The 22,917-nt window shown below is 43.3% G+C and carries 12 protein-coding genes; 4 read left to right on the forward strand and 8 right to left on the reverse strand.

Going from position 1 to position 22,917, the window contains the following annotated elements:
• Positions 1-12: 12 nt before the first annotated feature.
• Positions 13-1,479 (forward strand): glycoside hydrolase family 10-like protein, encoded by a 1,467-nt coding sequence (locus GD631_RS20335; protein ID WP_143259376.1) that lies wholly within the window; start codon positions 13-15, stop codon positions 1,477-1,479.
• 372 nt (positions 1,480-1,851) lie between these two features.
• Here the strand turns inward: GD631_RS20335 and GD631_RS20340 are convergent, their stop codons facing one another.
• Positions 1,852-3,054, reverse strand: coding sequence for a hypothetical protein (locus GD631_RS20340; protein ID WP_143259375.1), 1,203 nt, complete (start codon positions 3,052-3,054; stop codon positions 1,852-1,854).
• A 162-nt stretch (positions 3,055-3,216) separates the two neighbouring features.
• On the opposite strand from GD631_RS20340, the gene GD631_RS20345 reads away from it, so the two are divergent.
• Positions 3,217-4,395 (forward strand): ATP-binding protein, encoded by a 1,179-nt coding sequence (locus tag GD631_RS20345; RefSeq protein ID WP_143259374.1) that lies wholly within the window; start codon positions 3,217-3,219, stop codon positions 4,393-4,395.
• Between the two features lie 32 nt (positions 4,396-4,427).
• On the forward strand, positions 4,428-7,976 hold the full coding sequence (gene nifJ / locus GD631_RS20350; RefSeq protein WP_143259373.1) for a pyruvate:ferredoxin (flavodoxin) oxidoreductase: 3,549 nt from the start codon (positions 4,428-4,430) through the stop codon (positions 7,974-7,976).
• A 128-nt stretch (positions 7,977-8,104) separates the two neighbouring features.
• Here nifJ and GD631_RS20355 read toward each other — a convergent pair whose 3' ends face one another.
• The 4 genes from GD631_RS20355 to GD631_RS20370 all read right to left on the reverse strand — a co-directional run bounded on the left by GD631_RS20355 (position 8,105) and on the right by GD631_RS20370 (position 11,676).
• The gene (locus GD631_RS20355; RefSeq protein WP_143259372.1) at positions 8,105-8,971 is read right to left on the reverse strand and encodes a glycine betaine ABC transporter substrate-binding protein; all 867 of its coding nucleotides are present in this window, start codon (positions 8,969-8,971) and stop codon (positions 8,105-8,107) included.
• Positions 8,972-8,991: 20 nt separating this feature from the next.
• Positions 8,992-9,816 (reverse strand): ABC transporter permease, encoded by an 825-nt coding sequence (locus tag GD631_RS20360; protein WP_143259371.1) that lies wholly within the window; start codon positions 9,814-9,816, stop codon positions 8,992-8,994.
• Positions 9,813-11,039, reverse strand: coding sequence for a quaternary amine ABC transporter ATP-binding protein (locus tag GD631_RS20365; RefSeq protein WP_143259370.1), 1,227 nt, complete (start codon positions 11,037-11,039; stop codon positions 9,813-9,815). The genes GD631_RS20360 and GD631_RS20365 overlap by 4 nt, the downstream gene beginning before the upstream one ends.
• A gap of 298 nt (positions 11,040-11,337) precedes the next feature.
• Positions 11,338-11,676: an MGMT family protein gene (locus GD631_RS20370; protein WP_143259369.1), complete on the reverse strand. Its 339-nt coding sequence runs from the start codon at positions 11,674-11,676 to the stop codon at positions 11,338-11,340.
• Between the two features lie 170 nt (positions 11,677-11,846).
• On the opposite strand from GD631_RS20370, the gene GD631_RS20375 reads away from it, so the two are divergent.
• Complete coding sequence (locus GD631_RS20375; RefSeq protein WP_143259368.1) at positions 11,847-13,145, forward strand: LruC domain-containing protein; 1,299 nt, start codon at positions 11,847-11,849, stop codon at positions 13,143-13,145.
• Between the two features lie 80 nt (positions 13,146-13,225).
• Here GD631_RS20375 and GD631_RS20380 read toward each other — a convergent pair whose 3' ends face one another.
• From GD631_RS20380 to GD631_RS20390, 3 genes are all read right to left on the reverse strand, one after another.
• Positions 13,226-16,042 carry a substrate-binding domain-containing protein gene (locus GD631_RS20380; RefSeq protein WP_317174220.1) on the reverse strand — a complete coding sequence of 939 codons (2,817 nt, stop codon included), beginning with the start codon at positions 16,040-16,042 and terminating at the stop codon, positions 13,226-13,228.
• Positions 16,043-16,056: 14 nt separating this feature from the next.
• Positions 16,057-21,621 carry an alpha-2-macroglobulin family protein gene (locus GD631_RS20385; protein WP_143259367.1) on the reverse strand — a complete coding sequence of 1,855 codons (5,565 nt, stop codon included), beginning with the start codon at positions 21,619-21,621 and terminating at the stop codon, positions 16,057-16,059.
• Positions 21,622-22,022: 401 nt separating this feature from the next.
• Positions 22,023-22,910, reverse strand: coding sequence for a carbohydrate kinase family protein (locus GD631_RS20390; RefSeq protein ID WP_143259366.1), 888 nt, complete (start codon positions 22,908-22,910; stop codon positions 22,023-22,025).
• Positions 22,911-22,917: the final 7 nt, after the last annotated feature.

Raw genomic sequence — 22,917 nt, forward strand, 5'->3', positions numbered from 1 at the left:
AAAATAAAGAATATGCGCTATACTATTTTCATTCTTTCACTTTTGTTTCCTTTCCTCTCAATTGTTGCGCAACCCAAACACGAAGTTCGTGCCGCATGGGTGACAGCGGTGTACGGCTTGGATTGGCCTCGCACACGTGCGACAACTCCTCAAACGATCCGCAAGCAGAAAGAAGAATTAATAGATATTCTTGATAAGTTGAAGGCTGCCAACTTCAACACTGTCCTATTTCAAACCCGTACTCGTGGAGATGTGTTATATCCTTCGGCAATCGAACCTTTCAATTCGATTCTGACGGGAAAGACAGGAGGAAATCCGGGATATGATCCGCTGGCCTTTGCCGTTGAAGAATGTCATAAGCGAGGAATGGAATGTCATGCCTGGATGGTAACTATCCCGTTGGGGAATAAGAAGCACGTTGCTTCGCTCGGCAGTCAGTCTGTCACCAAGCGGGTGAAAGATATCTGTGTTCCTTACAAAAGTGAATATTTTCTCAATCCGGGACATCCGGCAACGAAGGAGTATTTGATGAAACTGGTGCGGGAAGTCGTTAGCGGTTATGATGTGGACGGAGTACATTTTGACTACCTGCGTTATCCGGAGAATGCTCCTCTTTTTCCTGATAAATATGATTTCCGCCGATATAATAAAGGACGCACACTGGATCAGTGGCGCCGGGATAATATCTCCGAAATTGTACGTTATATATATAAAGGCGTAAAAGCCATGAAGCCTTGGGTAAAAGTAAGTACCTGCCCGGTAGGTAAATACCGGGATACTTCGCGTTACCCCTCCCGTGGATGGAATGCTTTCTTTACCGTTTATCAAGACCCGCAAGGCTGGATGGGAGAAGGTATTATGGATCAAATTTATCCGATGATGTATTTCCAGGGAAACAATTTCTACCCTTTTGCCCTCGACTGGCAGGAACAGAGTAACGGACGGCAAGTGATTCCGGGACTCGGCATTTATTTTCTCCATCCCGATGAAGGCAAATGGACACGCGACGAAATAGATCGTCAGATGAACTTTATCCGCAGTCAGAAAATGGCGGGTGAAGGACATTACCGGGTGAAATACCTGATGGAGAATACACAGGGTATTTATGATGAATTATCCGAGAATTTTTATGCATATCCTGCTTTACAGCCTCCTATGCCATGGCTGGATAATGTTGCGCCAACTGCTCCTTCTGCGCTGAAAATTACTCATATCGATAATGGATATACGGAATTAACCTGGCAGGCTGCTACTGATAACGATCAGCGCAACAAGCCCATGTATGTTATTTATGCTTCTAACGATTATCCGGTAGATATCAACCGACCGGAAAATATCGTTGCGCAAAATATCCGAGAGACGAGTTACGTATATGCCCCTATCCTACCTTGGAATGCAAAAAAGCACTTCGCAGTGACGGCTATTGACCGCTATGGAAATGAAAGTACAGCGACACAGGAACAAACGGTTCAGCAGTAAACCTGGTATTTAGAATCGACTTATTTGTTTCAAAACGGTATAGAAATAAACTGATCCGCACGGAAAGAAATTAAATAATATAGTTTAGATTTTTCTCCACTGTATAAACAATCTATCTGAGACCCGGGTCTCAGCATCTATGACACCCGGGTCTCAGGTATGCCAACACCCGGGTGTCAGTACCATTGAGACCCGGGTGTCAGATAGAACTCTACTACTAAGCGTTTTTTCTTTGTTACTAGAGTAAATAAAATTCCGATGCATCTAATATCTATTCAAATCCGGTGCAAAAAGGAATATATTTAGACGCGGATTACACGGCAGAAGCGACATTGAAGCAGATCGACGATAAAGGCTATCTGATACCGTAAGTTAAATATTATCAGGAGTTACCCATATCCACGCCCGATAACAACTTCTCCTATGAACAGGAACCAAAGGTAAATAACCGGAGTACACTCTACCTTCCCTGATTTCCAACGGATAAGTTGCGGACATTCGTTCATGTTCCTGCAAGGCTTCACCTTCCGAAGGATGATAATCAATCACAAAACGTCCTGTTGAACCTGGACGTACATAACGGTCATGTAAAAAACGCGCAATGACTCCCATATTCATGCGCAGATTGATTTCCACACAGGGATGAATCCGAAAAGCCGGCTTTTCATTTTCCGGAAACCGACAAATCATCATATCAACCCCAAGATAACCTTTATAAACGGTTCCTACCAACGCAGAAAGCCTATATTTCAAACAGTTCTCCAAATCCGTCAGAACCTTTGAAGGGACATATTGCGAAAGTTGTTTCCAGATTGCCTCATTAGAAAGCAAACGATTCCCTTCATACATTCCACTCTTTCCGGTATGGAAGAAGGAATATCCCACAAACGTCACTTCACCTGCACCATCGGAATAAAACTCCATGGCAAAATCCTCTACCTTATCATATATAGGTTCTGCAATGACTCCACCCTGCGAAGCAGTCACACGCGTACACCAACCGGAAATAAAAGGAGTAAATATGCCTTTACACCAGTTCAGACCTTTACCGCTTCCCGAAAGTGGAGCTTTCAACAAACATTCCTTCCGCTCTTCCACAAAACGTTTCCATTCCTCCGGGGTCTTTAAATAGTAAGATTCGCCGCAGAAATATTCATTCAGTCGTAATTCCGGAAGTAACGAGACGGCTTTAGAACGATGGGAGTATTCCCGCAGACCGTTTAATTGCTCCATAGAAGGAAACAAGGCTTCATCCACGCCCAACACAGAAAGCCGCTTCCGTAAAGCTAAATCCCATCCCCAAGGACGAATATCCAAATTCGGTTCAATAGCAAGTTCCGGCTCTGTCATCAAATCAACCGGAATATCCAGCAACTCCTGCATTTGCTTCAAATAATTGAGATTATAAGCGGAAGGAGCCAATACAACACTTCCCTCTTCCGCATACCACATCGGAAGCAAAGCCAGCTCGGAAGCCATACGTCTGGCCGAAGCCGGAGCCATATAATTAGTTTCACCGCTGGCCAACGCCAAGTCATGTTCCGGATTGAATATATAAAGAGCCTTTTTTGTCATTTCAAATGAATTCAAAACTTTATTCTGCAAATATATACAGGAAATAGTCAGGAATGACAACAATAAACATAAAGTTGGAATTAAAAGCACAATTTTGCCATCTCTACTTTGCAAATCCTAAAAAAAGCAGTATATTTGCCACCCGAAAAACAAAGAACTGAAATGGAATCATTCTACCGCACACACGCCTACCTCGTTGAGCACACCAATGCCCCCGTCCGCCGCGATCTTATGGACGAGATCGATTGGAGCGACCGCCTGATTGGTATCAAAGGGACACGTGGCGTAGGAAAAACCACTTTCCTTCTCCAATACGCCAAAGAGAAATTCGGGAACGACCGTTCCTGTCTGTTCATCAACATGAACAATTTCTACTTCTCGGGTCACAGCATTGTAGACTTCGCTAACGAATTTCAGAAACGCGGCGGAAAAGTATTGTTGATCGACCAAGTGTTCAAACATCCTGAATGGAGCAAAGAGTTGCGCATGTGTTACGACCGTTTTCCTAATCTGAAAATTGTCTTCACCGGCTCATCCGTGATGCGACTGAAAGAAGAAAATCTTGAATTGCGTGATATTGCAAAGAGCTATAACCTGCGTGGATTCTCTTTCCGTGAATTCCTAAACTTACAAACAGGCATGAAATTCAGGGCATACAGCCTCGAAGAAATTCTTAGCACTCACGAACAGATTGCCAAAGGAGTGCTCTCCAAAGTTCGTCCTCTCGATTATTTTCAGGATTACCTGCACCACGGATTCTATCCGTTCTTCCTCGAAAAACGTAACTTTTCGGAGAATTTGCTGAAAACAATGAACATGATGGTAGAAGTAGATATCCTGCTCATCAAACAAATTGAACTGAAATATCTTTCAAAGATAAAAAAATTACTATATTTGCTCGCTGTCGACGGGCCGAAGGCTCCAAATGTGAGCCAACTGGCAAGCGACATACAGACATCTCGCGCCACGGTGATGAACTATATCAAGTATCTGGCAGATGCGCGACTCATTAATCTGGTTTATCCGAAAGGGGAAGAATTCCCTAAAAAACCGTCGAAGATAATGATGCACAATTCCAACCTGATGTATTCCATCTATCCGGTGAAAGTGGAGGAGCTGGACGTGCTCGACACATTCTTTGCAAATTCTTTATGGAAAGACCATAAAGTACATAAAGGAGATAAAAACGTCTCTTTTATGGTGGACGAAGTAATGCCGTTCAAAATTTGCCAGGAAGGCGCAAAGATCAAGAACAATCCGAATGTAACGTATGCGTTGCATAAGGCTGAAATAGGTCGGGGCAACCAGATACCTCTCTGGATGTTCGGCTTTTTATATTAAAAGATTTATTTACTTAAATATTTAATTTAGTTATGACTAAACAGAAGAAATTCATCACTTGTGATGGTAACCAGGCTGCAGCACATATCTCGTATATGTTCTCTGAAGTAGCAGCTATCTACCCCATCACTCCTTCTTCGACTATGGCTGAGTACGTAGACGAATGGGCTGCCGCAGGACGTAAAAACATCTTTGGCGAAACAGTATTGGTACAGGAAATGCAATCTGAAGGTGGTGCTGCCGGTGCAGTTCACGGTTCTCTTCAGGCTGGTGCGTTGACTACTACTTACACTGCTTCTCAGGGTCTTCTCCTGATGATCCCTAATATGTACAAAATTGCCGGTGAGTTCTTGCCTTGCGTATTCCATGTATCTGCTCGTACATTGGCTTCTCACGCATTGTGTATCTTCGGTGACCACCAAGACGTAATGTCAGCTCGTCAGACTGGCTTTGCAATGTTGGCTGAAGGTTCTGTACAGGAAGTTATGGATTTGGCAGGTGTTGCCCACCTGGCTACAATCAAAGCTCGTGTTCCGTTTATGAACTTCTTCGACGGTTTCCGTACATCTCACGAAATCCAGAAGATCGAAATGTTGGAAAACGATGATCTAGCTCCGCTGATTGATCAGAAAGCTTTGGCTGAATTCCGTGCCCGTGCACTGAATCCGATGAATCCGGTAGCTCGTGGTATGGCTGAAAATCCTGACCACTTCTTCCAACATCGTGAATCATGCAATAACTACTATGAAGCAGTTCCTGCTATCGTAGAAGAATATATGAATGAAATTTCTAAGATCACAGGTCGTAAATACGGTTTGTTCGATTACTATGGTGCAGAAGATGCAGAACGCGTAATTATCGCTATGGGTTCTGTAACAGAAGCTGCCCGCGAAGCTATCGACTACCTGGTAGCAAACGGCGAAAAAGTGGGTATGGTTGCCGTACACCTGTATCGTCCGTTCTCTGCTAAGCACTTCCTGGCTGCTGTACCTAAGACTGCTAAGACTATCGCAGTTCTTGACCGTACTAAAGAACCGGGCGCTAACGGCGAACCTCTTTACCTTGACGTTAAAGACTGCTTCTATGGTGCAGAAAATGCTCCGGTTATCGTTGGCGGTCGCTACGGTTTAGGTTCAAAAGATACTACTCCTGCTCAAATCCTTTCAGTATTCGAAAACTTGGCTATGCCAATGCCGAAGAACCACTTCACTATCGGTATCGTAGACGACGTTACTTTCACTTCTCTTCCTCAAAAAGAAGAAATCGCTTTAGGCGGCGAAGGTATGTTCGAAGCTAAATTCTACGGTTTGGGTGCTGACGGTACAGTAGGCGCTAACAAGAACTCTGTAAAGATTATCGGTGACAACACTGACAAACACTGCCAGGCTTACTTCTCTTATGACTCTAAGAAGTCAGGTGGTTTCACTTGTTCTCACTTGCGTTTCGGTGACAATCCAATCCGTTCTACTTATCTGGTAAATACTCCGAACTTCGTTGCTTGTCACGTTCAGGCTTACCTGCACATGTACGATGTAACTCGTGGTTTGCGTAAAAACGGTTCTTTCTTACTGAACACAATCTGGGAAGGTGAAGAACTGGCTAAGAACCTACCTAACAAGGTTAAGAAGTATTTTGCACAGAACAACATTTCTGTATACTATATCAACGCAACACAGATTGCACTGGAAATTGGTTTGGGTAACCGTACCAATACTATCCTTCAATCTGCATTCTTCCGTATCACAGGCGTTATTCCTGTAGAACAAGCTGTTGAGCAGATGAAGAAATTCATCGTTAAGTCTTACGGTAAGAAGGGTGAAGACGTTGTCAACAAGAACTATGCTGCTGTAGACCGCGGTGGCGAATACAAAACTTTGCCTGTTGATCCTGCTTGGGCTAACCTGCCGGATGACGCAAAAGCTGAAAACAACGATCCTGCATTCATCAACGAAGTAGTTCGTCCGATCAATGCACAAGACGGTGACTTGTTGCCAGTATCTGCATTCAAGGGCATCGAAGACGGTACTTGGTATCAAGGTACTGCGAAATACGAAAAACGTGGTGTAGCTGCATTCGTTCCTGAATGGAATGCTGAAAACTGTATCCAGTGTAACAAGTGTGCGTATGTTTGTCCTCACGCTTCTATCCGTCCGTTCGTACTCGATGCTGAAGAGCAGAAGGGTGCTAAGTTCGAACAACTGAAAGCTGTAGGTAAAGCATTCGACGGTATGACATTCCGTATCCAGGTTGACGTTCTCGACTGTCTGGGTTGCGGTAACTGTGCAGACATCTGTCCGGGTAATCCGAAGAAGGGTGGCAAAGCATTGACAATGAAACACCTCGAAAGCCAATTGGCTCAAGCTGAAAACTGGACTTACTGTGCTGAAAACGTGAAGACTAAACAACATCTTGTTGACATCAAGGCTAACGTGAAGAACTCACAGTTCGCTACTCCGTTGTTTGAGTTCTCCGGCGCTTGCTCAGGTTGTGGTGAAACTCCGTACGTGAAATTGATTTCTCAATTGTTCGGTGACCGTGAAATGGTTGCTAACGCTACCGGATGTTCTTCTATCTACTCTGGTTCTGTTCCTTCTACTCCGTATACTACAAACGAAAACGGACACGGTCCTGCTTGGGCTAACTCACTGTTCGAAGACTTCTGTGAATTCGGTTTGGGTATGGAATTGGCTAACGAAAAGATGCGTGCTCGCCTCGTGAAAGTGATGAACGAAGCTATTGCTGCTGACTGCACTCCTGCCGAAGTAAAAGAACTGTTCACCGAATGGATCAACAATATGCTGGATGCAGATAAGACTAAGGAATTGGCTGCTAAGATCATTCCGGTTGTTGAAGCTAACAAGGATAAATGTAACCACTGCAAACAAATCGCTGAACTGCAACAATATCTTGTAAAACGCAGCCAGTGGATCATTGGTGGTGACGGTGCTTCTTATGATATCGGTTACGGTGGTCTTGACCATGTAATCGCTTCTGGTAAGGACGTTAACATCCTCGTTCTGGATACTGAAGTTTACTCTAACACAGGTGGTCAGTCTTCTAAGGCTACTCCAGTAGGTGCTATCGCTAAGTTCGCTGCTGCCGGTAAGCGCGTACGTAAGAAAGACCTCGGTCTGATGGCTACTACTTACGGTTATGTATATGTTGCACAAATCGCTATGGGTGCTGACCAAGCTCAAACTTTGAAAGCTATCCGTGAAGCTGAAGCATATCCTGGACCATCTTTGATTATCGCTTACGCTCCATGTATCAACCACGGTCTGAAAGCCGGTATGGGTAAGAGCCAGGAAGAAGAAGAAAAGGCTGTTAAGTGCGGTTACTGGCACTTGTGGCGTTACAACCCGGCTTTGGAAGAAGAAGGCAAGAACCCATTCCAATTGGATAGCAAAGAACCGAACTGGGAAGATTTCCAAGGTTTCTTGAAGGGTGAAGTTCGTTACGCTTCTGTAATGAAACAATATCCTGCTGAAGCTGAAGAACTGTTCAAAGCTGCTGAAGAAAACGCTAAATGGCGTTACAACAGCTACAAACGTTTGGCTAAAGAAAACTGGGGTGCTGAATAATAGTAATACCCTATAAATATAAAACGGTAATCTTGTAGAAGATTACCGTTTTTTTATTGTATGAACTCTGTCCAACATTAACAATTCCCTGTTTCTTCTTTCCGAATAAAGAATAACAATGACCCAATCTATTTATTCTCTGATTCCGGAATCCAACTATCCACCAACTGCCGATGTTCATCCCTCCATTTACGGGCTATTTCTTCTTCATCCATCCGGGCATCCTTCATAGCTGTCATAAAAGAGCTAAGTTCTTCTGTCGTTAGTTTGATGTTGCCAAAGAATTCGGCAGCAAACGGATCCTTCTCACTAAAACCTTTCCATGCAATAGCATGTATTTCTTCCAAGTCTCCATATACTTTCTTCGGATCATCCAAGAATTTCAAGTCAAACTGGTCAAACATCCAATGTGGCGCCCAACCTGTGATGACAATCCATTCTCCTTTATCCATCGCTTTTTTCAAAGAGGCCAGCATGGTGGAGCTACTTGAAGTCATAAGGGTATACCCATCAAGTCCATAAGCGGCAATAGCTTTATCGGTCGTCTTCATAATTCCTGCTCCGGCATCAATTCCCACTATTTCGGAAGAAAAACGGTCTTTGTTATCTGCCAGTTCACTAATAGACTGAATCGTAACATATTGAGGAACAACCAGTCCGACGCGAGCTTCTCCATATACCTCCCCCAAGAATTCGATGCTGTCTCCATACTGATCCATATAATCTTTCATCGTTATTGGTAGCCAGGCATCCAGAAACACATCCGATTTCTTTCCTGACATAGATACAAAGATAGGGGCAAGATCAGCATTTTGCAATTCAACCTCATATCCATGTTCTTCCAACACCACCTTGGCCAAATGACTCATGGCAATACCTTCCAACCAATTGGCATAGGCTATTTTTACTTTCTTTTTCTCTAAGTCTGAATTAGTACAGGAAGCTAGCAAAAGCATAGCTGACAATACTATTCCAACTATTTTATATATTCTCATACGTATTTTATCCTTTCCGTTTAGTTCTTATTTTTTCGTCCTGCCATTCCTTGCGTGATACGGTCTAAGATGATAGCTAAAATAACCACTGCTATACCACCTTCAAACCCAAGTCCGATTTTCATTTGGGTAATACCTTTCAACACAATTTCTCCCAGACCACCGGCAGCAATCATGGCAGCAATTACCACCATAGAAAGCGACATCATTATTGTCTGGTTGACACCAGTCAGGATGGTGGGCAACGCCAAAGGAAGCTGCACTTTATACAATAACTGCCAACGGGTAGCCCCGAACGAACGGGAAGCTTCCACTACATTTTTAGGGACCTGCCGTATTCCCAATCCGGTAAGGCGGACTACAGGAGGCATAGCAAAGATAATGGTGGCAAACACTCCCGGCACTGCTCCCAATCCGAAAAACAAAACGGCAGGAATCAGATAAACAAAAGCAGGCATCGTCTGCATCAAATCGAGAATAGGACGGAGTATTTTCTCTGCACGCGGACTGTTTGCCGTCCACACTCCTAAAGGTACACCAACAATCAGGGCCAGGCAGGTAGATGAAAAAACGAGAGCCAGGGTTTGCATAGTAGCCTCCCAAAATCCCATTCCATAGATTAGTAATAATCCCAATGCGGTGAAAATTGCCGTACCACGTCCTGCTTTCATCCATGCGAGTGCAGCAAGTACCAGGATGGTTATATAAAAAGGTATTCCGAAAAGTATGTGTTGGAATCCTATAATAAAACTACCGATGCCCGCATTCACGGCATCAAAGAAAGTGGAAAAATGTACCATCATCCAATTGATGGCCATCTCTATATATTGTCCTATATTTATCATAGATCTATTGCGTTTTGAATTATTTCGTTTATTTCTTCTTTATCTTTCCCGGTCACTTCGATGATTAAGGAGGAAAGCGGAATTGTTCCTAAAAACTCGCGCGTCTCATCAATCACCCATACCGGCGAATTAGTCTTTGTCATTAAAGGAAGTATATCCTCCAACACTGTATCCTCCAACACAGAATGTACTTCTGTACGCACAATCGTTTCAATGGATTTTTCCTGCCTGCTACGTAACTTAAGCAGGTCGTTCAGACGTACTTCTCCGACCAGTTTATCATCGGCGTCTATTACAGGTAATACAGTAATATTCTTCGCACGCATCTTACGAATCAATACTTCGGGACCTTCTTTCTTCAGACGGGCCACCAGCGGTTTGTCAATCATTAAAGAAGAAGCGGTGATAATTTTACTCCTGTCCACGTTTTCAACAAAACGGGCTACATACTCGTTAGCCGGTTCAGTCAGTATTTCTTCTGACGTACCTACCTGCACCACCTCTCCATCTTTCATAATGGCAATACGGTCGCCCAGTTTAATCGCTTCACTCAAGTCATGGGTAATAAAGACAATTGTTTTTTTCATCTTCGACTGCAAAGCCAGCAGTTCATCTTGCATTTGCACACGAATTAGAGGATCGAGAGCAGAAAAGGCCTCATCCATTAGAAGTACTTCGGGATTATTAGCCAAGGCACGGGCCAGTCCGACACGTTGTTGCATCCCACCGGAAAGCTCACCCACCATCTGATTTTCATATCCTTTCAATCCGACAAGCATCATGCTTTCCATAGCTTTCTTCTCACGTTCCTCTTTCTTCACTCCCTGAAGTTCGAGACCGAATGCAATATTGCTCAATACGGAACGGTGAGGCAACAGACCGAAATTCTGGAAAACCATCGCCAGCTCTTTCCGGCGAACCTGCAATAATTCTTTTTCGGATATTTTAGATATATCTACTCCGTTTACAAGCACTTGCCCGGCAGTAGGACGTATCAGACGATTGATACAACGCAGCAATGTTGATTTTCCACTTCCCGAGAGTCCCATTATCACAAAAAACTCTCCTTCATTAATTGAAAGATTGGCATCTTTCACTCCTACCGTACAACCGGTATCTTTCAGAATTTCCTCTTTACTCTTATCTTTTTTCAACATCTTGAGGGCTTTCTGCTTCTCGTTTCCAAAGATAAGGTACAAATCCTTTATTTCTATTTTACTCATATAATATATTGGTTTAGATTATAATAGTTGTTTTGTTTTCAACTGCCGCGTTCCTCATTCTCACTTACGATAAACAAGTTGAATGTTCGCATGGTTCAGTCATGTCACATGACAACATGACGATCCGACGTTTTTTAAATGGTTAAAAAAAACAGACTGAGTAGTTTAAAAGGAAGAGAATTTGATAAGATTATCCTCTCAATGAACAGTAGAAAACAGTATTTTCATAAATAAATAACAGTCTGTTCTTGCATATTGTTGGTACAAAGGTAAGGAAAACAGATTAAATATACAAATTTTATTCAGATACAGAGTAATTCCAAAGATGCTTTTTCAGGTCTACACACCCATTTTGCTTAAAAGAGATCCCTTCTTCCAACAAGAGTTGCTTTTGCTCTGTCCAACCGGGAACAAGACGTCCCGACGCATTGACAACCCGGTGACAAGGCGCAGATAAATCATCCGGAACCTGTTTCAAAGCACGCCCCACCATACGGGAACATTGAGGCATTCCCAACAATGCGGCAATTCCCCCATAGGTAGAAACTTTACCTACCGGAATTTCCCGAACAACCTGATATACCTCTTGACAAAAGGATGCGGAGAGACTCGCCTTATCTACTTTATAATCTTTCATTGCCTGGACTTCACTTATTTCACTCCCAAAGCTAGATAAAAAGAAGAGAATTTGCAAATAATAAGATCACCACAAACAAAATATGCAACTTTACTTGCTTTTTATACAAATAATATCGACCTTTGCAGTCATATAAGCAACCTATTATTAACAAAACAAGCACTGCTGTTATGAAAAAGGAAACAATTCTATTCACTTCTTGTTTGTTTGGAGCCTTCGCTTTCAGCTCCTGTGAGAAGAACCTTTATGATGAAAACAAACAACCTGAAAAAGAAATTCAAGTAAAAGACCTGGATATACCCGCAGGTTTTCAGTGGAAATTAACTCAAGTAGCCGCAGGAACAGTAGCTGCTACTACCCCCACTATGGTTTCCTTCTTTTTGGATGAAGCATGTAGTAAAGAAGAGAAAATAGCCGACATTCCTGTAGATACAGAAATTTCAAGTCTCCCTTTGAGCATCCCAACCTACGTAAATACATTGTATGCCCAGTACAAAACCGGCACCAATGAAACAAAAAAAGTGGCCATACCTGTAAATGCAGATAGAAGTTTCTCACTGAACATTGCTAATGATGCCAAATCCAAATCTAACACCACCCGGTCAATCACTCGTGGGCATGATATAGAAGATGACATCCAATTGGCAAAAGGAGTCATTTTTCATCCCAAAGATGGTTGGGGAACAATCATGTTTGAAGACCAATTCCCATCATTAGGAGATTATGACTTTAATGATTTTGTAGTCAATTATAAGGTGCAGTTCCAAGGTATTAAAAAGGTTGACAAAAAATACACTGCGCAGTATATACAAATAGGATTACGTCTAAAAGCTATTGGAGGAATATTCCCTTATTCTCCATATTTAAGACTGAAAGAAATAGACTCCGACGAAGTGGAAAATATTGAGGTTTATGAAACTAAAAATATGAATCCTGCGGTTGACGGAGTAGAACTTGTCCCCAACAAGCATCTTATCATTGATTACAGCCCTTTAATTAAGAATCTGGCTAAACCTGCAGGCAGCCAATATTATAATACAGAAAAGAGTGCTTTGGTAACAACAAGTGATTTACCGGAGATCAATATTCTGATCACCCTAAAGAAGAGAAAAGAAGTAAAGGAAATATTAGAAGGCGATGAATTCGACTTATATTTAAAACGTAATGATAGCGGAACAGAGATCCATATGAATGGTATTGAACCGATAACTTACCAATATCCATTCAATGATAAAAACCTGCTACCGGTATATACAAACGGGGACGAAGAAGATGATAACTACTATTTTAGTGCAGGACGCCTGATTTGGGGATTAAGAGTACCGGGCAACGCAGCGCATGCTATTGAAAAAGCTAATTTCTTGGAAGCCTATAAAGGATTCGCGAAATGGGCGCAAAGTAATGGCAAAAACGAACAGAACTGGTATAATCAAGGAAACGCAGATAAAAGTTTGTTGATTCAGAACTAACACATATAAATAAATCCCGGTAAACATTGAAAATTCAAGTTACCGGGATTTATTGTATTCTGACGTGAATAGTTTTGATTCTATCCTTTCCTCTTCAACAAATCTGTCGGACTCTCGCCAAACTGTTCTTTATAGCATTTGGTAAAATAAGAAGGAGAGCTGAAACCGACTTCATAACCAACCTCTGCCACTGTCATATCCGACGAAGCAAGCAGGGAAGCCGCTTTCTTCAAGCGGGCGATGCGAAGCAATTCATTCGGAGAATAATTAGTCAGGGATTTTATTTTGCGATAGAGCTGCACACGACTTAATCCCATATCCTTACCCAAATCTTCTACATTCAAATTTGAATCTCCCATCTTTGCTTCAATCAAAGCCTTGAATTTTTCCACAAAGTCTTTATCCATATCACAGACATCCTCTTTCGCCAATGTTTGTCCGTCGCCAAAAAACTGTTTCAGGCGGCGATGTGAATCTATCAGATTACGAACGCGTGCCAACAGCAATTGCGAACTGAAGGGCTTGGAGATATAAGAATCCGCACCTCCGTCATATCCCTGAATCCGTTGTTCATCCAAAGAACAAGCTGTCAATAGGATGACAGGGATATGGCAGGTTTGCAGTTCGCTTTTCAGACGACGGCAACACTCTATTCCATCAATACCGGGCATCATCACATCAGAGATTATCAAGTCCGGGACATATTTCATTGCTTTGCGGATGCCCTCCGAACCGTCTGCAGCTTCAATAACAGTATAATCGGTATGGAGTAATCCGCGTACATACAAGCGAATATCCGCATTATCATCAATTACCAAAACGGAAGGCTTGGAAGAATCATAGCCTTTTTCCAGTTCCTCTTCTTCGACAGCTAAAGTTTCATTCAGGTTGGAAGAGCCGGGAGAAGCAGGACTTAAAGGAACTGCAGAGACTGATGATATCAGAGAATCTTCAGCCAGAATAGTCTCACAAGTATGTACCGGTAAATCAACAGTAAAGACAGTGCCCTGCTTTTCGTCACTTTCCACAGAAATTGTACCTTTATGCAATTCAACGAAAGCTTTGACCAATGCAAGCCCGATTCCCGAACCGGCATGGTGCATGTCTATTTTATAAAAACGATCGAAAATGCTCCGGATATGTTCGGCGGAAATCATTGAACCGGTATTGGCTACAGTAAAACGAATCCAGCGAGTTTCCTCTTTCGTCAAGGAAGACAAACGAACCGTTATCTTTCCATTTTCCGGAGTGAACTTGAACGCGTTGGAAAGAAGATTAAAATAGATACGTTCCAACTTTTCCATATCTGCCAATGTATGGTAATCCGTATCCGGCATATTATCAAAAGAGAAATGAATATGTTTCTTCCGGGCGGCTGCAAGGAATGATTCGTTCCAACCCTCAAAAGAAGAAAGAACATCTACCTGAACAGGTGTATATTCCATCTTACCGTTCTCGTATTTACGGAAATCCAGAATCTGATTGACAAGACGCAAAAGGATATTCACGTTTCGTTGAATCAGCATCAACATTCGATGCTGATCTCCACTTAGTGTATGATCGGCCAATAAATGTTCTACCGGATCGGCAACCAATGTCAGCGGAGTACGGAAATCGTGAGATATATTTGTGAAGAAAACCAGTTTGGCATGCGTTGCCTCTTCCAGTTGATGAGAAAGCTGGATGAGCTGATCCCGCTGTTCTTCCAGTTTATCCCGCTGTTCTTCTAATTGGTCACGTTGTTCCTCTAACTTGTCCCGTTGCTCTTCCAGCTGTTTCTTCTGCCCGGAAAGTTCCTTATTCAAACGATTTTTAGCACGGAGAGATTTATAGACTACCAATAATAAGCCTGCCACCAATAGAAGAATGGCCAAACCTCCATACATCACCACCTGCTGTGTAGCAACGCGAGACAAATATCCGCTGATACGTCCGTTCAATGTTTCAATCTTCTGATCCAGTTCCGAGATATGAGTCGTCTGCAGTTGCATGACATGCGCATTCGTACGGTCAACCACCGCAGTGTTCATGACCGTTTCCCGGGGATAAGGCTTTTTCTCAAGGATATTCATTGCCAGTTGCATCACTTTGTCGCCATTGGTAGGATAAATAAAAGTAGCATTCAACACACTGTCAAGCACCATTTCCAATCCGTTGCCTTTGCCGGGAAGAGCATCAATACCGACAAAAATCATTTCCTTCTCCCGTCCCACTTTCTTTGCAGCCTGATAAGCTCCCGGAGCGATACGGTCATTATGCGCATACACGGCATCTATCTTCGGATGCCGACGGAGCATACTATCCATTTCCACTTCCGCCGGTTCACGCTCCCACGCAGCATCCGCTTTATCAATCAGTTTGATATCCGGAAAGTTACTGATAGCAGCCATAAATCCCTGATGGCGTTCCATGGCTGGAGTTGAGCCACCCAGTCCGGTAAGTTCCACCACATTCCCTTTTCCTTTCAGGCTTGACGCAATATAATTACCTACCGCACGTCCTATTTCATAATTGTCGGCACCGATATAGGCAGTATATTTATCAGAAAGAATCTTCCGGTCTACCAAGATGACAGGTATTCCCTTTTGATAGGCTTCCTCTACAATCGGAGTCATGGGGGCCGCTTCGTTGGCAGAGATAATCAATAAGTCAACCCCTTCATCTATAAAATAATGAACGTCTTCCGCCTGTTTGCGATTATCATCCGCAGCCGACCGGATTTCAACCGATACTCCATCGTAAAACATTGCTTCACGAAGAATCTCATCATTCATCTTATGCCGCCAGGAGTCATCACTACATTGCGCCACCCCGATACGGAAACGCGGTGCATCCTGCCGACAAGCCGTCATGCCAAGAAAACAAAGCAAGACCGCTATCCACTTTGTATACCTCATCGCTCTAATCATTCTCATTCTTTCGTATTTCTTTCTGTAATCCAAATTTTTCTCCCTTCATTATTAGCATTCACTACCGGGAAATACATCAGCTCCACTTTCACAGGATTCAGCGTGTATTTTCCTGTAAAGCGTGGAAGCAAAGGGATAGTAAACTGATAAGTACCTACCGGTAATTTTTCGCTAAAGATAACAGTTTTCTCCTTAAAATATTCACGATATACTTCAGAACAGGAGAAATTAACAGGTTTTGAGGCATAACTGCAACCAGCCGGAACAGGAACTTCGAGCATCACATATTGCGCACCTTCCTGTTTCACCTGCAAGGTGACCGACAGTGTAACAGGCATACCCGCTACCAGAGAATCTTTCTCCAAGGCCGCCTCTACCTTGAAAGCATCACTTTCGCGAGCATCCATCACTCGCTTCGTTGAATAAACACTGTACAATAAAGGCTCCTTACCTGTTTTTGAGATAAACAGACTATCTCCTGCCGTCAATCGGGCATGATAAGGAAATTCCATAATCCGCTTATTCTCCTTTCCGCTGACGGATACTGACGTCCCTACCCCGTTGCGATCCGCTCCTGTCAGCAAATCAGTCAAAACAGTTGCTACCGCAGCAGAAGCCTGATAGGTATTCCAACCACGCTCTTTAGTCCGCAGAATATACAGTTGCATATTCTCTTTCAACTTGCACAAAGAAGAATCATTCTTAATCACCCGGTAAGCAATCAACGTATTAATCATATGATTTCCTTCCCAATAATGAGTGCGACGACCATCGTCACAATAAACGCCTCCCAACATATCCTTTTTCAGATAATGCCGCACGCTATCACCGACATTGACAGAATCTACCTGTTGTTTGATTTCCCAAAGAAGCAACTTTTCCTTCAAATAAGAAAGAGGACGATAATGCTTGTTCCTGCTTGCCAACGAATCTTCCTTCTGTTCCAACTGCCGGACAAATGGTTCCAATAATCTGACAGCTGCAGAATAATCAGCTTCCACCTTCCAGTCATGCAAGGCATGAAGTATTTCTATATCCTCCAGTTTCATTCCCCGGTAAGGATGTACATGGGCATACTCCACTTTCAATCCATTCAGATTCAAATGGACAGGATAACCTGCGTCTTTTGCCATCTTCAAAGCCCGTAAGATATGTGCCGACATCCAGAAAGAAGTATTTTCAGAGTTACCCCACCATGACCATAACTGATGCTTATTCTGATGATTCGTCAGCCGGCGAATGATAGTCCGGATCGCTTTATCCCCCTTCACCTTCTCGCCTATCCCCTGCATATACTGTTGATAGGCCAGTAGACCGATCAGCTTGGAAGCTAATTGCTCGTTACACAAATATCGATATCCGGTCAGGAAATTCACAGATTCCTTATAAATATCCAACTGATTGTCCGTGATGCTGACCATCACTTCTTCATCCTCACCGGATTGTATGCTGACTGTCTCCGCATCAGACAAGATACCTAATGTGCCCTGTGCCAATTCTGTCCCCCGCGGCAATACCGGAATTGTATATTCCTCCCCATCCTTATACCCGTCCTCCCGGGTAAAAAGATAACTGATGGCCACACTGTCAGTATTTGCAGCCTGCATAGGCAATGTTTCATGAAATCCTTCCGTCAGATTGACTTCCCGCTGTTTCAACGTATCCGTTCCGACACAAAACTGTGTGGTTCCTTCTATACGCCGTCCATCCAGATAATTACGGATAGTCCCGACCAATGTACTCTGATCTCCTTCCACCAAGAAACGGGGAGTTTTCAGTTCCGCCATCAATGGCTTGTAAGAGCGAATGGAACGACGGAAAGTTCCTGTCTGCAAACGTCGGTTCATGGCATAAACCACCGTCTCCCATTTCGTCACGTTGTCGGGGAAAGTAGTCTCAAACCGGACAGTCCCGGTTTTATCCGTAAACAAACGAGGTTGCCAGAAAGCTACATCGGAGAAATTCCGGCGTAACCCGTTCAGTTGCAGCAGTTCAGTATACAACCGATTAGCATCTACTTCCTCCTTCGCTTTCTCTTCCTTATCCTGTCCGTCCAATTCCTCCAAAGGAGTTGTAGCAGAGGAAGACTGATCCACCCTCACTCCAGCAATAGACCCCGTCAACGAATGTCTTCTACTCATCCCGTATCCAACCACTACCACTTCATCTAATGCCCGGCTATCTTCCTCCAGCGTAACCAACAGGTTCGAACCGGGCATTGCTCTCACCTCTTGCTGCTTAAAGCCGACATAGCTAAACAGCAGTTGTTCCCCTCTCCTGTCACAATCCATTTCGAAATATCCATCCCAATTAGTTATTGTTCCTTCTGTTGTTCCTTTGATCAACACGCTGCATCCTATCAACGCCTCTCCGGTAGCATCTGTCACATAGCCACAGACTTTGCCACCATAACTGCGCACGTACTGCGTGATTCTCATCTCCTTATAACTGGGCTGATTCGTACCGATCGTCCCTCTTCCTCCCAACAAAAGCCACCCAGCAGATAGCGAATCAGCTTCGTGCAAGGGCAGAGACTCCATATTTACGTCCAGATAGCTATATGACTTTACAGGCAAAGCCTCCTGTTTCAGGTATTTCCCGTTATTATAAAGTAAAATCGCATCATACGTACCGGCAGGAAGTCTGGAATAAATCCGGTTCATGCGCACCAATGTATCCGGATAAATCAATTCACCGGTCGTACAATCTTTAAAGAACAGGTTTGCCACTCCGGTAGAATCTTTTTCTTCGGGGAGCCGGAAATTCAACTTCTTATCCGGCAAAGAAAAATAAATCCGGGTAGGATGCCAACTCTTTCCCTTCCGGAGTTCAGACACCAGGTTACGGAATCTTTCCGGTGATAAATAATAATCATTCAAAGTAGTAATCTTCGCCACAGACGAAAAATGCAAATACCGCGGACATAGTTCATTGTCCTTATATTTATAGACAACATTTCCATCAAATTCATAAGAGAAACCTCCCTCATGCCGATATAATACGCCATTCATATACTTCCAAAGCCCCGGCTCTACGGGACCTGCCAATATATTCTTTTTATAACGGGACAACTCCGAAAGCGAAACCGGAAACAATTTTCCATTATGTTCCAAAGAAGTACATATCGCCCCGTCCACCACAGGAAGGCGGCAAAGATACTGTTCGTATCGCTTCTTTTCTTCCTTAGTAAATTGGTATTCGTAGTATTTTCCTTTCTTTTGGCGCAGCCAGACCATTTCCACTCCTTGCGGCAACTGATTCATATCAAAGCTTAAAATCGTTTTCTTGCCACGTTCGAAGGCCAGAGAGTCGATGATAAAAGCCCTGTCATGCATTCGCAATGTTATTTTCTGCTTCCCTGCCGGACGAAGTACAGGAAAAGAGTACTCTTGAGGCTGTTCCGTCCACGAAAAATAACAGGGGATATCATTCTGTTCAATCACATAGATATTTACCGCTTTCCCGTCCAACATCACATAAGGGGCAAATTGAGTGGTTCCATCCGGTGTATCCACCGTCTGACGATACAGGTTTCCCGAAGGATAAGCAAACCGATAATAAGGTAATTCTTCTAAATGAAGCAGTTCATTCCAACGTTTATAATCTAACGTAGCCGTATGCAGGTATTCTTTTTGCTTCATCGAATAGGAAGCACGCTGTTCACGGGGACGGGGCGCACTCCCGTAATAAGGCAAGTCCGGAATCTGATAATTCAGTTGGCTGTTGACTGCGAAAGCCGTGAGATCGACGTTAGATACCGGACGTCCCTGAATATTCGTCACATTCAGTTTTGTGGTCACAGTCTGCCCGGGATATATCCGTTCCGGCAGATCAGATTCAATCACCAATCGTTCGGAAGGCGAAGTGTATGAGCGTTTCATCATACATTCCTTATTTCCCATGACATAGAATACCTCCACGTAATAGACCGAAGAAGGGTCAATCTCTCCGGATTTATGTTCCATCTCCTTTCCCGAACCTTTCTGCAATAATCGGTTGCCCTGATATACATACCATGAAAGCTCCAGTTGCAAAGGATTGGAGAGGGAGACACAGAATGAGTCTTTCTCTATTCCGCCATTCAGTTCCAGTTTGGGATCCAGTCCGGCGGGAGTAATGATTGTTTCATATCCTATTTCCGGTATTTTGAATCGATAATCCGAAATGGTCTGATTGAAAGGTTCCCGATAAGGTAAACGGATTTTTTTCACTTCTTTCTTATCCCCATAAGTCAGTTCCGCTTCTAAGGGACGCTCCACACCTAAGTCGAAGAATGAAAAACAGACTGTATCAGCTTGCGTGGTACACTGCACATTGTAACAAGAATAGTAAAAAGTCGCCTTGTCCTGTTGTTCCAAGCGGTTGTTATCCGCTGTTAGTAAGACAACACTCACACGATAGAAACAATCGGAAGCACCGAATATTTGAGAAGGAATATCTACCGAAGCTTTTCCGGAGACATCCAGTTCCGCCTGCACAGACATCAGCGTATCGGGCAAAGAAAGTATTTCGGTATACGATTTAAACACTTGTTCTCTGCCAATAGTCACTTCTACATTTACTTCCCGCAAAGGAAGACCGTTGGCATCCGTTGCACTGATATCGACACGGTTGCTCTGCGGTGCATATTGCACATTCGAAGCCAACGTTGCAAGCAACTTATTGCCATTCAGTTCATAGTCCTCATAGTTGAAATGGGTGGAAGCAACGATGCGTCCCCGCTTGTCACGAAGTTGAATGGAATATCTTTGGTCTAACTTCAAATTCAACGAATCATTCAATTCAAATTCTCCGGCAAAGCCTCCCGGATGGTAAGGGACAACCGGCATTATCTTCTTATAGTCACGCCAGGAAGAGCCGACACGCATCCATAATGAAAGTTCCTGTTTCAGAGGGCGTTTATGCTCGGAGAGAGCATACGATTTGAAACGAACCGTCTCACCCGGTTTATATTTGTTCTTGTCAGTAATCAGATAACTATAAAACTCCGGTCCATCTTGTCTCCCATAGTCATTCTGATACCAGGGCGACACCAGATGTTTTGTCAAATCAAATACGGCACGAAACTTATCCAATTCAACAGTCAGGATATGTTGCTCCTTCTGCGACCAGTTGTCATCCGTATACGTTTGACTGTCCTCATCGTAATATACAGCCTTACTGCCCACACGTACTTTAGCATCTTTCCTGATTGCTCCTTCGGCATCAACCACTTGCAAAGTCAATACACCATACTCTTTGAAAAGAAAAACATGAAAAGGAATCACCGGAGCATACCGGTAATGGACTTCATTCCGTTCTACATCAGCCAGCAGAAAATGTCCCTTTACAGGAGGGTTAGTCCATGTATCTGTGAAGCGGGCAAAGGGAGCCTGTTGTATCTTATCCCACTGTTTCTGCCGAAGTTTACCTTTTAGAAGTTTCAAAGCCTCTTTATTGGTCAATTCGAAAACAAGAGTCTCGGGAGAAGCATCGTTTCCGATCATCGGTTGTCCGAATACCTCACTAGAAAGAAATAACAGTCCCAGTAACAGCAAGCTTTTCATCCGAAATAGTATCGTGTCCATAGTTTTCAATAGATTGATTGAGAACAAAAATAAGAAATAAAACTGTGAGTATGCTATTTATCACCGGATTATTCTCATCATTATCCTCCAAAGAAATGCAAAAATGGTTCCCCAATATTCAACCGGAAACTATTAACAAAAGTATAAAGCGTAACACAAACGCTTAATCAATGTTATAAAACATCTCTTTTTATTTGGATTATTTGCAGATTTAGCAGAAGTCCGTATCTTTGCAATGTGTTTTTCATAGTATTAGATTTAAGGTTAACAAAGGTTGGAGCAAGGCGTTGCTCCTTTTTTTATGCCCGTACCTCTTATATCATGCGAATCATGCAAAAAGAAAAAAGAGGTATATTCCCACAGAATGAGATATACCTCTATACTTACTTTCCATCAAACAATTACATCAATCTGTCTTTTAATACCTGCGGAAGTTCAGGCATTGCACCGCTTTGCGTGCAGACATAAGCAGAAACTTCAACGGCAAGTTTGTGAGCTTCGGGAACCGGCTTTCCATTAAGAATGGAAGCACAGAAAGCAGCGGTAAAGGAATCACCTGCTCCCACCGTATCGGCAACCGGCACTTTGGGCGTTTCCTGGAAAGAGACAACACCCGGAGTAAACACATAACTGCCATTAATTCCGCAAGTCAGAATCAACATCTTCAGGTTGTATTTCGCCAACAGAATCCAGCATTTATCCTGCAAGTCGATGCCGGGATAGCCAAACAGACGGCTGATGGTCACCAGTTCTTCGTCGTTTATCTTCAGAATGTTGCAACGGCGGAAAGATTCGCGCAACACCTCTTTGGTGTAGAAGTCCTGACGGAGATTAATATCAAAGATTTTCAGTTGTCCGTCTATGTCGGGCATCGTATCCAGAAAACGGTTGATAGTGGCACGGCTCACTTCATTACGTTGAGCCAGGGAACCGAAGCAAACGGCACGCGTACTCAATGCCAAACGTTTCAGCTCATCCGTGAAAGGTATGTTATCCCATGCCACGCCTTCTTTGATTTCGTAACAAGGCACACCTTCGTCATCCAATGTCACCTGTACCGTACCGGTAGGATAATCCACTTGTTCAATCTGCGTTTTCAGTTTCTTCTCGTTGAATACGTTCAGAATCTCGTCTCCCAACTCATCTTTGCCCACGGCACTCACCACGCGACTGTCAAAACCAAACTGTGATACATGATAGGCAAAGTTTGCCGGAGCACCACCTATTTTCTTTCCTTCGGGCAACACATCCCAAAGTGCCTCGCCCATTCCTACGATTATATTATTCATGATCTAC

The organism is Bacteroides luhongzhouii (assembly GCF_009193295.2).
Classification (GTDB): Bacteria; Bacteroidota; Bacteroidia; order Bacteroidales; family Bacteroidaceae; genus Bacteroides; species Bacteroides luhongzhouii.